Raw genomic sequence first — 13,757 nt, 5'->3', positions numbered from 1 at the left:
ACCCATCGTTTCAGGAGATCTGCAATGAGCTTCATCGAACGCCTCGCCCCCCTGCGCGACCAGCCCGGCACCCGCCTTACCACCGGCCTGGACGACGCGACCCTGACTGCCCTGTCCGCCCGCCACCCGCAGCTGGTCGCCGCAGTGGACGCCGCCGCCGAGGAATTCGCGCGCGTGCAGGCCGACCTGGGGCCGCTGCTGGCACAGGACGAACAGGCGCAGGTCGATGCGATGCAGGACGGCTTCGTCAACTTCTATGCCGACGATGCGGTGACCCCGTACGTGGCGCTGGCCGCGCGCGGCCCGTGGGTGGTCACCCTGAAGGGTGCCGTGCTGTACGACGCCGGCGGCTACGGCATGCTCGGCTTCGGGCATACCCCGGACGCCGTGCTGGAGGCGATGGCACGCCCGCAGGTGATGGCCAACATCATGACCCCCAGCCTGTCGCAGCAGCGCTTCATCACTGCGCTGCGCGCCGAGATCGGCCACCGCCGAGGCGGCTGCCCGTTCGCCCGCTTCATGTGCCTGAACTCCGGTTCCGAAGCAGTTGGCCTGGCCGCGCGCATCGCCGACGTCAATGCCAAGCTGCAGACCGACCCGGGCGCCCGGCATGCCGGTGCCACCATCAAGCGCGTGGTGGTCAAGGGCAGCTTCCATGGCCGCACCGACCGCCCGGCGCTGTACTCCGATTCCAGCCGCAAGAGCTACATGCAGCACCTGGCCAGCTACCGCGGCGAGGACTCGGTGATCACCGTGGCGCCGTACGATGAGGCCGGCCTGCGCAAGGTGTTCGAGGACGCTGCACGCAACCAGTGGTTCATCGAGGCGGTGTTCCTGGAGCCGGTGATGGGCGAAGGCGACCCGGGCCGTTCGGTGCCGCCGGCGTTCTATGCCGTGGCCCGCGAACTGACCCGTGCGCATGGCAGCCTGCTGCTGCTGGACTCGATCCAGGCCGGCCTGCGTGCGCATGGCGTGCTCTCGGTGGTCGATTACCCTGGCTTCGAAGGCCTGGACCCGCCGGACATGGAGACCTACTCCAAGGCGCTCAACGCCGCGCAGTACCCGCTGTCGGTGCTGGCAGTGACCGAACATGCCGCGCAGCTCTACCGCAAGGGCATCTATGGCAACACCATGACCAGCAACCCGCGTGCGCTGGACGTGGCCTGCGCCACCCTGGCGCAGCTGACCCCGCAGGTGCGTGCCAACATCGCCGAACGTGGCGCCGAGGCCGTGCGCAAGCTGGAGCAGCTGAAGACCGAACTGGGCGGGCTGATCACCAAGGTGCAGGGCACCGGCCTGCTGTTCTCCTGCGAGCTGGCGCCGCAGTTCAAGTGCTACGGCGCCAACTCCACCGAGGAATGGCTGCGCCAGCACGGCATCAACGTGATCCACGGTGGCGAGAATTCGCTGCGCTTCACCCCGCACTTCGGCATGGACAGCGAGGAGCTGGACCTGCTGGTGGGCATGGTCGGCCGCGCCCTGCGTGAAGGCCCGCGCCGCGAGCAGGCTGCGGCGGCGTAAGCACCCGCTTACGTTGAGCCGAAGGCAGCGGCAGGAGCCGCTGCCAACGTCGCTGGCGACGGCCCGAAGGGTGCCGGTCAGGACGACCGGCATAGCCATGCTCGACTCAGCCTTTGCCGCGATCTGAACGAAGCGCAGCCGAGCATGGCTCGGCGCTACAGAAGGGCTCATAATCCAAGGACACCCCGTCCCTGACCGCTCTGCGGTCGGCGACGGGGCGTTTTCGTTTCCGCACCAAGAGACAAGAACCCCCATGAAGTCGATCTGCGTCTACTGTGGTTCCAACGCTGGCAGCAAGCCGGCCTACACCGAACGCGCCATTGCCCTGGGCGATCGCATTGCCCGCGACGGCATGCGCCTGGTGTATGGCGGGGGCAACGTCGGCCTGATGGGCACCGTGGCCAATGCCGTGCTCGCCGCCGGCGGCGAGGTGACCGGCGTCATTCCGCGCCAGCTGGCCGATTGGGAAGTGGCCCATCGCGGCCTGACCGAACTGGAGATTGTCGGTTCGATGCATGAGCGCAAGTCGCGCATGTTCGATCTTGCCGACGGTTTCGTCGCCCTGCCCGGCGGCTTCGGCACCATGGAAGAAATCTTCGAGATGCTGACCTGGCGGCAGCTGGGCATCGGCAACAAGCCATGCGCATTCCTCGATGTGGAGGGCTTCTACGCCCCGCTGATCGGCATGATCGATCGCATGGTGGAAGAGCGCTTCTTGCATCCGGACCAGCGCCAGGACCTGTGGTACGGCTCGGACATCGAGGACATGCTGGCGTGGATGCAGAACTACCAGCCGGCCCAGGCCTCGAAGTGGATCGACGAGAAGCGTCGCTCCGCCCTGCGGTGAAGCAACGTCGCGCGGCGGCTCAGGCCACCGCGCGCGCCTTCGGTGCCGGGCGGCCCAACAGGTAGCCCTGGCCATAGTCGCAGCCGAGCTCGCGCAGCGTCTGCCGCTGCGCCTCGGTTTCGATGCCTTCGCCGATGGTTTCAATGCCCAGCGTGCGTGCCAGCGACAGCACGCCTTCGACCAGCGCACGCGTGCTCTGCACTTCCGGCCCATGCAGGCCGGCAATGAAACTCTGGTCGATCTTCAGCGTGCTGATCGGGAAACGGTGCAGGTAGGACAGCGCCGAGAAGCCGGTGCCGAAGTCGTCCAGCTGCACCTGGATGCCGCGCTCGCGAAGGCCCTGCAGGATGCGCAGCGTGTGCGGACCATCGTCCAGCAGCGCCACCTCGGTGATCTCCAGGCGCAGGCGACGCGGATCGGCACCACATGCGTCGAGCAGGCCGAACAAGCGGCCGCTGAACTCGGCCGAGCGGAAGTGGCGGGGCGACACGTTCACCGAGACATAGCTCTGCCCGCCTTCGGCCAGGCCGGCGATGACCTGCTCGTAGATCAGCCAGTCAACCTGTTCGATCAGGCCGCTTTCCTCGCCCAGCTCAAGGAATGCGCCCGGCAGCAGCAGGCCGCGGCGCTCATGCTGCCAGCGCAGCAGTGCCTCATGGCCCACCACTTCGCCATCGGACAGGCGCACGATCGGCTGATAGAACGGCACGAAATCGCGGTTGTTGATCGCACGGCGCAGGTCGGCTTCCAGGTCGAGGCTGCGCATGGCCTGCTCACGCATGTCCTCGTCGAAGATCGCGCAGCGGTCATGGCCCTGCGCCTTGGCCCGGTACATCGCCGCATCGGCGTCGCGCAGCAGTTCCTCGCCGGTGCGGTAACGCGGATTCCACAGCGCGATGCCCAGGCTGCCGGACGGGAACAGCTCGCGTCCGGCGATCCATATCGATTCCTGCAATGCCAGCAACAAGCGCTGGCCGAAATCCAGCGCCTGCGCCAACCCTTGCGGACAGTGCAGCAGCACCGCGAACTCGTCGCCCCCCAGCCGCGCGACCACGTCCTCCGGGCCGGCCATCGATACGATGCGCTTGGCCACTTCCACCAGCATGCGATCACCCGCAGCGTGGCCAATGCTGTCGTTGACCAGCTTGAAGCGGTCCAGGTCGAGGAACAGCACGGCGAACACCGGCCCTCCCTCACGCTTGGCCAGCGCCAGCGCATCCTGCAGGCGATCGAGCAGGTGCAGGCGGTTGGGCAGGCCGGTCAGCGCATCGTGCATGGCCTGATGGGTCAGGCGCTGCTCGGCCCGCAGGCGCTCGCCGATCTGCCCGAGCAGCTTTTCGTTGACCTCGGCCAGCTCGCGGGTACGTTCCTCCACGCGCTTTTCCAGCTCGGCATGCGCCGATCGCAGCCGCTGCTGGTCGCGCTGGCGCGCCAGGCCGGTTCCGATGTTCTGCGCGACGAAGGTCAGCAGGCGCTGGTCGTGCACGCTGAAGACGCTGTTCTCGCTGTAGCTCTGCACCACGATCGCGCCGACCACCTCGTCATCGCGCAGCAGCGGCACGCCCAGCCAGCAGTGCGAACGTGCGCCGGACTCGCGCACCTCGCCGCTGGCCAGCAGCGCATCGATCTGCGCGCGCGAAGCCAGCAGGGGCCGCCGGTTGCGCACGACGTACTCGGTCAGGCCGCGGCTGAAGGACCGCGGTGCACGGCTGGCGTTGTGCTCATCCACCGAATAGACGAAGTCCAGGCCGTTGCCGGCTTCGTTCACCAGCGCGATGTAGAAGTTGCGCGCATCCAGCAGGCGCCCGACCACACCGTGTACCTGCCCGTAGAACTGGGCCAGGCTGTCGGCCGACATCGCCATCTCGGCGATGTTGTACAGCGCAGTCTGCAGCTGCTCGGCGCGACGGCGCTCGGCCACTTCCTCCTGCAGGCTGTGGTTGGCGCGCTGCAGCTCCAGCGTGCGCCGCTCCACCTGCTGTTCCAGCCGGACCTGCGCCTGGCGCCGATCCATCGCGGTCTGCACGTGCTGGGCAACAAAGCCCAGCAGTGCCCGCTCGGCCTCGCCATAGCGGGCCGCAAGCTCATAGCTCTGCACGACGATGGCGCCGCATACCCGGCCATCGCGCAGCATCGGCACGCCCAGCCAGTCCAGGCTCTCCGGGCCGCGCTGCGGATCGTGCTCCTGCTCGACCACGCGCGCCAGCAGCTCGCGCGAGGGGCCGCTGAGCGGCTTGCCGTGACGCAGCAGGGCCACGGTCAGGCTGCGCGGCATTTCTTCGGCAGCATGGCTCTGCGCAGGATCGGCGACGAAGTCGTCGACCTGGTCGGCAAAGTACAGGAAGCGGATCTGGTCGCGGACATCGTCGTATTCGACGATGTAGCAGTTTTCCGCGTACATCAGCGTGCCAAGCACGCCGTGCACGTGGCGCAGCATCTCCGACATTTCCAGGTCGGCGCCGGCCAGATCGGCAATCTGGAACAGCGCCTGCTGCAACCGTTCGGCCTCTTCCAGCGCCTTGATCTGCCCGGCCTGGCGGCCACGCTGCAGGGCCAGTTCAATGGCCTGCCGCGCCAGCCCCCACCAGGCCGCCGATGGCACGGCGCCTTCCACCGACAACTGCAGGCGGGCGCCGTCATAGTCCCAGCCATGGCAGCCGTCACCGACGCCGGGCGAAGCGAACGCGCCGGCCGCCACGACCGCCGGCCAGCCCCCCTGGCCGCGCCCCAGCTGAGGGTCGTCCCAGCCAACGCGGACCACGGCCGAATCCGGCAGCAGCGCATGCAATGCGCGCACCAGCGCCGTGCTCAGCACGGCCTCGTATGGTGGCTCTTCCGCCGGTTCAACGTGCGTGGACAAATGACAATCTCTTGGCGCCGTCTGTGCGTCGCCTCCCCTGAGCCGCCGAGCATAGCGCGCCACCCGGGGGGCAATGGAAGCCCGTAAACCCCGAATCGTGCGCCCGTACGTTTTTCCTGCTGTCCGCAGCCGCTTCCACGCCATGAACCTCGCCCTGCCCGCCCCCGTCACCGGCTATGCGCCACCGCCCGCAGGCCTTACCCTGTACGCCGTGGAAGCCAGCGCACTGCCAACCGATGAAGCCTTGATGCTGGCCTGGGCCGGTGGTGACCTGCGCGCGTTCGAAAGCCTGTACGCCCGCCATCGCAAGCGCCTGTTCGGCTTCCTGCTGCGGCAGCTGCGCGACACCGCGCTGGCCGAGGAGATCTTCCAGGACGTCTGGCAGCGGGTGATCAGCGCGCGCGCCGGCTGGCAGCCTGAAGCCGCATTCAGCACCTGGCTGTTCCGCATCGCCCACAACCGGCTGAACGACCATTGGCGCGCGGCGCGCCATCGCCCTGCCGCACCGGCCGACGCCGACCTGCGCCTGGCCGCGATCGAGGATGGACAGACGCCGGAAGCAGAGCTTTCCGAATTCGAACAACGTCGCCGCATCCAGCGGGCGATGGAGCAATTGCCGCCCGAGCAGCGCGAAGTGCTGCAACTGCGGCTGGATCAGGAACTGAGCCTGGAGGAGATCGGCCAGATCACCGGCGTAGGCCGGGAAACCGTGAAATCGCGGCTGCGCTATGCGATGGACAAGCTGCGTGCGGGATTGAACGCATGAACCGAGACGAACCGCTGACGCCGGAAGAACGCGAGCTGGCGCGCCTGCTCGGCCGCCGCGCCGAACAGGGCCCACCGGCCGCGCTGGACGCGGCGATCCTGGCCGCCGCACGCGCTGCCGTGGACGCGCCGCCCGCCGATGCTGTTGCCTCGCCGGAGGCGCCACGCGCGCCGCGCCCGCGTCCGCGCTGGCCAGCCGTATTCGGCATCGCCGCCTCGATGGTCTTTGCCATCGGCATCGCCTGGCAGCTGCGCCCGGAGCCCCCGCCGGTTCCTGCGGCTGAAGCCGGGATCGCAGCACCCCCTGTGGCAGCCGATGACGCGGCCGCGACGCAGCGCGCGGACAGCCGTGCCGCCGATCAATCCACCGCTGCCGCTGTGGAACCCGCACCGGCGCAGGCAGCCCCGATGGCCGCGCCGTCTGCTGCACCGGCACCCGCAACGCCGGCCGTCGCGCACGCGCCAGAACCTGCACCGGCCCAGGCCGCCGACGCTCCAGCACCGCCCGCGCAACCAGCAGCGCGAGCCAAGGCGGCGGACGTCGCCGCCGATACCTCGTTTGCCGCGCCGCCTCACGCACCGGAGGCCGCACCGGCGCCGGCAGCGGCACCGCCCGCACCTGCCGCACCTGCCGCACCGGCGGCTTACCTGGTGCCTGCGCCGGTGTTGGCCCCAGCGCCGGAGGGCGCGCTGAAAGCTCGCAGCGCCGAAGCGGCTGTGGCCAGCGCTGCCGATGCCGAACGGGCCCAGTCACTGGATCGGGTCGAGGTCACCTCGATGAAGCAGCCGGCCCCGAGCCGCTCCGCACCGGGCGTCATGCGCCGCGGCAGCGACGCCGGACTCACTGCCGATGCCGTGCAGGCCGAAGTGGACGCCGATGCCAGGCTGCCCAGGCGGCAGTGGCTGCAGAAGATCCGCGCGCGCCGCGACGACGGCCAGCGCGACCTGGCCCGCGCCAGCCTGGAGCGCTATGTGCAGCAGTATCCGGAGGCCCGCCTGCCGCGCGACCTGCGTCCACTGCTGGACGACTGAAACGGGCGAGCACCTGTGGCAACCCCGTAGAATGGCGGGAATGCTCGATACCCTTGCCCAGCCGGTCAGCCACACGCTGGAAGTCAAACACAGCCGTTTCATTGCACACGCCGCGCCGATCGACGGTGCTGCGGCGGCACTGGCGTTCCTGCAGCAGGTGGCGGTCGCCGATGCGACCCACAACTGCTGGGCCTACCGCCACGGCCAGGACTACCGCTCCAGTGATGATGGTGAGCCCGCCGGTACGGCCGGGCGTCCGATCCTGGCCGCGATTGACGGCCAGGGCTTTGACCGGGTGATGGTGGTGGTGACGCGCTGGTTCGGCGGTATCAAGCTCGGCGCCGGCGGACTGGTGCGCGCCTACGGCGGCGCCGCTGCGGAGTGCCTGCGCATCGCGCCGCGCCTGCCGCTGGTGGCGATGGCCCGGCTGCAGCTGCTGGCCGGGTTCGAGGAGCTGGGGACCCTGCATGCCACCCTGCCCGCTTTCGGTGCCGAAAAGCGCGATGAACGGTTCGATGCCAATGGCGTGTGCCTGCGGATTGAATTGCCGGCAGATCAGGTCGACGCATTGAAAATCCGACTGCGCGACGCCACCCGTGATCGTATCCGCATACAGGACGACCACCAGGATGACTGACAAGGACGACGCCGCCGCCTCGCCCCCGCCGCTGCGCCGCCTCGGCAGCCTGCGCACGCTGTGGCCGTTCGTGCGCCGCCACAGTGGACTGTTCACCGCCTGGCTGCTGGCCCTGGCGGTATCGTCGGCGGCCACGCTGAGCCTGCCCCCCGCCGTGAAGCAGATGATCGACCATGGCTTCAGCAGTGGGGGCCAGATCAACCGTGCCTTCGCCCTGCTGATGCTGGTAGCGGTCGTGCTGGCACTGGCAACGGCCGCGCGGTTCTACTTCGTATCGCTGCTGGGCGAAAAGGTCGTCGCCGACCTGCGCAGCCGCCTGTACGCACACCTGATCCAGCTCGGCGCCGGCTTCCATGACCGCAGCCGCAGCGGCGAGCTGGTCTCGCGCCTGACCGCCGACAGCGAGCTGCTGCGCAGCGTAGTCGGCTCGACCATGTCGGTAGCCCTGCGCAGCAGCGTGACCGTGGTCGGCAGCCTGGCGATGCTGTTCGTCACCAGCCCGCGGCTGGCCGCGTGGTCACTGCTCGGCATCCCGCTGGCGGTGCTGCCGATCATCATCGGCGCGCGCAAGCTGCGCGCGGTTGCGCGCAGCAGCCAGGACCGCATCGCCGATGCCAACAGCCTGGCCAGCGAGACGCTGGGCGCGGTCCGCACGGTGCAGGCGCACGCACGCGAGCCCTACGAGCGCGGCCGCTTCGACAAGGCGCTGGGCGATGCCATCGGTGCCGCGCGCCGCCGCATCGGTGCGCAGTCGCTGGTCACCGCCAGCGCCATCCTGCTGGTGTTTGGCGCCATCGTCGGCGTGCTGTGGCTGGGCGCGCACGATGTCATCGACGGGCGCCTCAGCGCCGGTACGCTGGGCCAGTTCGTGCTGTACGCGCTGATCGGCGGCGGCTCGGTCGGCGCCCTGGCTGAAGTGTGGAACGAGCTGCAGCGTGCGGCCGGTGGCATGGGCCGCATCGGCGAACTGCTGCAGGAAGACATCGAGATCCGTGCGCCGGCGCAGCCGCATGCGCTGCCGCAACCGCTCCGGGGTGAAATCCGCTTCGACGAGGTGGTTTTCCACTATCCGCAGCGCCCGGACCAGGCCGCGCTGGACCACTTCAACCTGCATGTCCGCCCGGGTGAGACCGTGGCCCTGGTCGGCCCGTCGGGCGCCGGCAAGAGCACGGTGCTGTCGATGCTGCTGCGCTTCCACGACCCGGCCAGCGGCCGCATCTGCGTGGATGGCATCGACGTGCGCCAGGTCGACCCGGCCGAACTGCGCGCGCAGCTGGCGCTGGTGCCGCAGCAGCCGACGCTGTTCGCGGCCAGCGCACGCGACAACATCCGATACGGCCGCCTGCAGGCCAGCGACGCCGAGGTCGAGGCGGCCGCACGTGCGGCCGAGGCCGATGGTTTCCTGCGCGCATTGCCGCAGGGCTACGACAGTGAACTGGGTGAGCGCGGTGCCCGCCTGTCCGGCGGCCAGCAGCAACGCGTGGCAATTGCCCGCGCGCTGCTGAAGGATGCGCCGATCCTGTTGCTGGACGAGGCCACCAGTGCACTGGATGCGCAGAGCGAGCATGGCGTGCAACAGGCACTGGAGCGCCTGATGGCTGGCCGCACCACGCTGGTCATCGCCCATCGCCTGGCCACCGTGTTGAAGGCCGACCGCATCGTGGTGATGGACCAGGGCCGCATCGTGGCCGAAGGCACCCATTCGCAGCTGCTGGCCCAAGGCGGACTGTACGCTGAACTGGCACGCCTGCAGTTCATCGATTGATGACGGCCGGCTAACATCGGCCGGACCAAGCTGGCCTCGCGTCAGCAGCATCCGCTGAAGGAGGTCCACGATGTCGTTCCGTCAGTTCCCTGCCGTCGACAGCAATGGCGAAAGCCACATCATCATCGAGTTCAAGCCCGAGGCGAATGGCAGCGGGCACCATTCGGAAGCCACGCCGCGCTATGAACTGGATGATGGCCGTCATCTGGTGCGAAACGGCCGCGAGTTCACCACCAGCGGTGGTGAGCTGAGGCTGACGATCTAGCACTGCCACCCCGCCTGATGGGTGCCCACCTGGGTGGGCACTGGCTTTATCGCCCGCTCTGGTAGGTGTCGCCCCTGGTCGACACGCTTTTTGCCAAGGGCAGTCGAGCATGACTCGACCCTACAAAAAGCGTGATCAATTTTTGACCAACCATCTTGACAGCCTTGCCCGCCAAGGGCCGCGCGCGGTTATCCACATGTTTGCTCAGCATCCATCCACACCGCCTGTGGATGAATGTGGTCAGCCCAACACGCGGCCGATGCCGCTGGCATCCACCTCGGCGGCCGCCCGGGTGATCGCCCCCGGATCGCTGCCGGCCACGAACCCGAGGCGGAAGTGCACCTCGCCACCGGGCGTGCGCGAGGAATGGATCGACGCCAGGCTGACGCCATGCTGCTCGAACACGTTCAGCAGCGCACGCAGCGAGCCGGGCCGGTCTTCCGGCAGGTGCACCGACAGCGCGTTGCGCTCGGTCAGGTCAGCCAGCAGATACCCCACGCGTTCGAAGGTGTAGTTGCCGTCAGCCAGCGCCTGCTCGCCGAAGGCACTGCGATTGGCCGACAGCAGCTGCTCGCGGAATCCAGCCCGCGCGCTGTCATCGCCCTGCGCAACCTGCGCCCGCAGCGCCTGCAGCTGGCCGACCAGCCGTTCCAGCATCGGCGCCACGTAGGGATTGCCGAACTGGATGTCTTCGTAGATCGCCGGATTGAGCGACAGGATGCGCGCGATGATCGCGGTATCCAGTTCGAACGACGCCGACCGGTACGGCATCATCGCGGCCAGGTCGCCCAGCTGCGGCTGGTACTGCCGCAGCACGCCGGCCTGGGCCAGATGGGTGGCATGCACCATCGCCTGCACCAGCGCCATCATCTGGTCGTGGTGCTGCGGCGTGGCCCGCACGCACTCGGCCTGCAGCGCCGCGCACAGCGTGTCGACCCAGGGCTGCCAATGCTGAAGCCGGGCTTCGCAGACCACCATCACCCGGCCCTTCAGCGTCGGTGCTTTCGGCGGCGCGGTCATCGGATGCAGGCCGACCACTTCCGCCTGCGAGGCCAGCATCGCCTGCACCGGTGCTTCCTTCACCGAAGTCACGTCCAGCCACAGGCGGTCTTGCTCGCGCCCCGCCGACTGCTGCACGTACTGGGCGATCAGCGCGGGCGTGTGCCGGATCGGTGCCGAGAACACCAGCACATCGGCCTGCGCCAGCAGGTGTTCCGGCGTGTGCGAGCCCGGGTCCGCGGGATCATGGCCGATCACCTGCAGCTGCATGTGCTGCTGGAAGAAGCGGCTCAGCCAGCGCCCGTAGGCGCCAGCGCTGCCGATGATGCCGACCGTGCGCGGCGTGCGGGGATCCAGGCCGCTCATGCCACGCGTTCGGCGCGGAAGCGCGTTCCTTCGGCCAGCGCCGCCGGCGCGGCGGCGACCACGTCGAATTCCTCGAAGCCGTTGTCCAGGGTCGCCTCCAGCGCCGCGTGGGTGCCGGCGATCGCCCGCGAGATCGCCAGCTGCATCGATTCGCCGCGCAGCAGGAAGGACACCACCAGCGACATCAGCACATCCCCCGTACCGGCCACGTCCACCGGCAGCAGTGGCGAGGTCCAGCGCCAGGTCTCCTCGCGGCCAACGGCCAGGGTCACCAGTTCACCCGGGTTGCCGCCCACGCTGTGCGCGATCACCCAGTGCGGGCCACGATCCAGCAGCGTGCGCGCGGCGGCGATGGCATCGGTTTCGGCCAGCGCCGGCATGCCGGTCAGGCGATTCAGTTCGAAGGCATTGGGCGTCACCAGCCAGGCGTGCGGCAACAGGCGTTCGGCGAAGACCGCTTCCAGGCCGGGTTCCACATAGGGCCCGGTGTGGGTGTCGCCGATCACCGGATCCAGGCAGTAGCGCAACTGGGGGCAGGCCGGCAGGATCCCGTCCAGCCAGTCGGCGAAGGCGGCGCCGTTGGCGGTACTGCCGAAATAGCCGGACACCAGCATCTTGGCGCGCTGTGGCAGGCCACGCTCGTGGGTCCCGATCAACAGGTCGGCGAACCAGTCGACCGGCAGCACGCGGCCCCGCGTAGTGTCGTAGAACGGGGCATTGCTCAGCAGCACGGTCGGGATTTCCGCCACGCGCACGCCGAGTGCGCGCATCGGCGGTACAGCCGCGCTGTTGCCGGCATGGCCGTAGACAAGTTGCGACTGGACCGAGATGACATCGATCGGCGACGGCCCATCCGGCCGCTGGCGGCGGCCGTGGACCAGATGGTTATCAAGGGATTCGCTCATGGTCGCATTCTACGCCCAAGGGGGTTTTCGGCAGGGCTTGCAGCCCTGCACCTGCCGAAGCTGCAAGCAACGGCAACGGCAAAGGCGAGCTATCCGTGGGGTGGCGAGGCGGTGTGGGTGGTCAGGACACGCCGTAAACCCATCCATGGGGGCTCGATGGCGCCATCCATGGCGCCAACGGTCCTGCCCACCCACACCGCCCCGCCTCTGACAGATTCCCGCGACTGTTGGTGGGTGCCGACCGTTGGTCGGCACATCTGTGGGATACCGAAATAAATCGGGGTCAGATCCGTTTTTCTTCGGAAAACGGATCTGACCCCACGAGCTGTTCCGACAGATCGCGGAAAACTGTCGAAGGCGGGGTGGGTCCGGTTGCGGGGGCGTGAGCCGCATGGATGCGGCGACCGAGCCTACATGGACGTATTTACGGCGTCCCCCGGAACCGGACCCACCCCGCCAACCCACGGATAGCCAGCTTCTGCTGTTGACGTTGACGTTGCTTCGGCAGGTGCAGGGCTGCAAGCCCTGCAAAACCCAAACTCCTCAGTGAGCAGCAGGCCGCGACGGCGGCAGCCACGCCGCGACGATGCCCAGCAGCGGCAGGAACGCGGTCAGCTGATAGACGTACTCGATGCTGGTCTTGTCCGCCAACAGGCCGAGCACGGCCGCGCCCAGCCCGCCCATGCCGAATGCAAAGCCGAAGAACAGGCCGGACACCATGCCGATACGGTGCGGCATCATTTCCTGCGCGTACACCACGATGGCCGAGAATGCCGAGGACAACACGAAGCCGATCAGTACCGCCAGCACCGTGGTCCACAGCAGATCGGCATGCGGCAGCATCAGCGCAAACGGCGCCACGCCCAGGATCGAGGTCCAGATGATCGGCTTGCGGCCGATGCGGTCACCCAGCGGGCCACCCAGAAAGCCGCCGGCGGCGGATGCCACCAGGAACGCGAACAGGTGCAGCTGCGCCTGCGCCACCAGAATGCCGAAATGGTGGATCAGGTAGAAGGTGAAGTAGCTGCCGATGCTGGCCATGTAGAAGTACTTGCTGAAGATCAGCACCAGCAGGATCGCCAGCACCTTGGCCACGGTGCGCGGCGGATGGCGCGGGGCCATCGAGGCGGTGCTGGCCGGGCGCGGGGTGCCCAGGTGCAGCGCGTACCAGCGGCCGACATAGGTCAGCAGCGCGATGCCGATCAGCGCGGCGCCGGCAAACCACGATGCGGCATGCTGGCCATACGGCACGATCACTGCGGCCGCAATCAGCGGGCCCAGTGCGGTACCGAAGTTGCCGCCGACCTGGAACACCGACTGCGCGAAACCGTGCCGGCCACCCGAGGCCAGCCGGGCGATGCGCGAGGCCTCCGGGTGGAAGATCGCCGAGCCGATGCCGACCATGGCCGCGGCCATCAGCACCACCGCGTAGTTCGGTGCGAAACCAAGCAGCAGCATGCCGCACAGGGTCGAGGCCATGCCGATCGGCAGCGAGTACGGTGCCGGGCGGCGATCAGTGGCCATGCCGATCAGCGGCTGGAAGATCGAAGCGGTGAGCTGATAGGTCAGCGTGATCAGGCCGATCTGGGTGAAGCTGAGGTTGAAGCCGCCCTTGATCACCGGATAGATGGCCAGGATCAGCGACTGCATCATGTCGTTGACGACATGCGAGGTGGAGATGGCGGCCAGCACGCCGGGAGCTACCGGGCGCGAGGTCGTTGCGGGAGAAGCCAGGGTCGACATGGACGCAGTCAGGTTGGGGGCGAGCCCCGCATGCTACGGTTGCCCCCCCTCT

The 13,757-nt window shown here is 68.4% G+C and carries 11 protein-coding genes; 7 read left to right on the top strand and 4 right to left on the bottom strand.

Annotated features, from left to right (window positions below):
• Window positions 1-24: 24 nt before the first annotated feature.
• Window positions 25-1,521, top strand: coding sequence for an aminotransferase class III-fold pyridoxal phosphate-dependent enzyme (locus LRM18_RS06520; RefSeq protein ID WP_270952675.1), 1,497 nt, complete (start codon window positions 25-27; stop codon window positions 1,519-1,521).
• Window positions 1,522-1,774: 253 nt separating this feature from the next.
• Window positions 1,775-2,368: a TIGR00730 family Rossman fold protein gene (locus LRM18_RS06515; RefSeq protein ID WP_049464410.1), complete on the top strand. Its 594-nt coding sequence runs from the start codon at window positions 1,775-1,777 to the stop codon at window positions 2,366-2,368.
• A gap of 19 nt (window positions 2,369-2,387) precedes the next feature.
• Here LRM18_RS06515 and LRM18_RS06510 read toward each other — a convergent pair whose 3' ends face one another.
• Window positions 2,388-5,228 carry an EAL domain-containing protein gene (locus tag LRM18_RS06510; protein WP_270952672.1) on the bottom strand — a complete coding sequence of 947 codons (2,841 nt, stop codon included), beginning with the start codon at window positions 5,226-5,228 and terminating at the stop codon, window positions 2,388-2,390.
• Between the two features lie 247 nt (window positions 5,229-5,475).
• On the opposite strand from LRM18_RS06510, the gene LRM18_RS06505 reads away from it, so the two are divergent.
• From LRM18_RS06505 to LRM18_RS06485, 5 genes are all read left to right on the top strand, one after another.
• Entirely contained in the window at window positions 5,476-5,994 is a 519-nt protein-coding gene (locus LRM18_RS06505) for an RNA polymerase sigma factor (RefSeq protein WP_231353173.1), read from the top strand.
• The gene (locus tag LRM18_RS06500; protein WP_270952670.1) at window positions 5,991-7,025 is read left to right on the top strand and encodes a hypothetical protein; all 1,035 of its coding nucleotides are present in this window, start codon (window positions 5,991-5,993) and stop codon (window positions 7,023-7,025) included. Before LRM18_RS06505 ends, LRM18_RS06500 begins: the two co-directional genes overlap by 4 nt.
• 40 nt (window positions 7,026-7,065) lie before the next feature.
• The gene (locus LRM18_RS06495) at window positions 7,066-7,662 is read left to right on the top strand and encodes a YigZ family protein (protein WP_057493792.1); all 597 of its coding nucleotides are present in this window, start codon (window positions 7,066-7,068) and stop codon (window positions 7,660-7,662) included.
• On the top strand, window positions 7,655-9,427 hold the full coding sequence (locus tag LRM18_RS06490; RefSeq protein WP_164688062.1) for an ABC transporter transmembrane domain-containing protein: 1,773 nt from the start codon (window positions 7,655-7,657) through the stop codon (window positions 9,425-9,427). Before LRM18_RS06495 ends, LRM18_RS06490 begins: the two co-directional genes overlap by 8 nt.
• Before the next feature lie 70 nt (window positions 9,428-9,497).
• Window positions 9,498-9,692 carry a hypothetical protein gene (locus tag LRM18_RS06485; RefSeq protein ID WP_049466425.1) on the top strand — a complete coding sequence of 65 codons (195 nt, stop codon included), beginning with the start codon at window positions 9,498-9,500 and terminating at the stop codon, window positions 9,690-9,692.
• 240 nt (window positions 9,693-9,932) lie between these two features.
• Here LRM18_RS06485 and LRM18_RS06480 read toward each other — a convergent pair whose 3' ends face one another.
• The 3 genes from LRM18_RS06480 to LRM18_RS06470 all read right to left on the bottom strand — a co-directional run bounded on the left by LRM18_RS06480 (window position 9,933) and on the right by LRM18_RS06470 (window position 13,705).
• Window positions 9,933-11,057, bottom strand: a complete 1,125-nt coding sequence (locus LRM18_RS06480) for a prephenate dehydrogenase (protein ID WP_270952664.1) — start codon at window positions 11,055-11,057, stop codon at window positions 9,933-9,935.
• Window positions 11,054-11,962 (bottom strand): pyridoxal kinase, encoded by a 909-nt coding sequence (gene pdxY, locus LRM18_RS06475; RefSeq protein ID WP_064238233.1) that lies wholly within the window; start codon window positions 11,960-11,962, stop codon window positions 11,054-11,056. The genes LRM18_RS06480 and pdxY overlap by 4 nt, the downstream gene beginning before the upstream one ends.
• A gap of 543 nt (window positions 11,963-12,505) precedes the next feature.
• Window positions 12,506-13,705: an MFS transporter gene (locus LRM18_RS06470; RefSeq protein WP_270952661.1), complete on the bottom strand. Its 1,200-nt coding sequence runs from the start codon at window positions 13,703-13,705 to the stop codon at window positions 12,506-12,508.
• Window positions 13,706-13,757 lie beyond the last annotated feature (52 nt).

Origin of the sequence: Stenotrophomonas sp. PI_27 (genome assembly GCF_027854495.1) — a bacterium.
In the GTDB taxonomy this organism is placed as follows: Bacteria; Pseudomonadota; Gammaproteobacteria; order Xanthomonadales; family Xanthomonadaceae; genus Stenotrophomonas; species Stenotrophomonas pavanii.
This window is presented reverse-complemented; position numbering and strand designations above follow the sequence as displayed.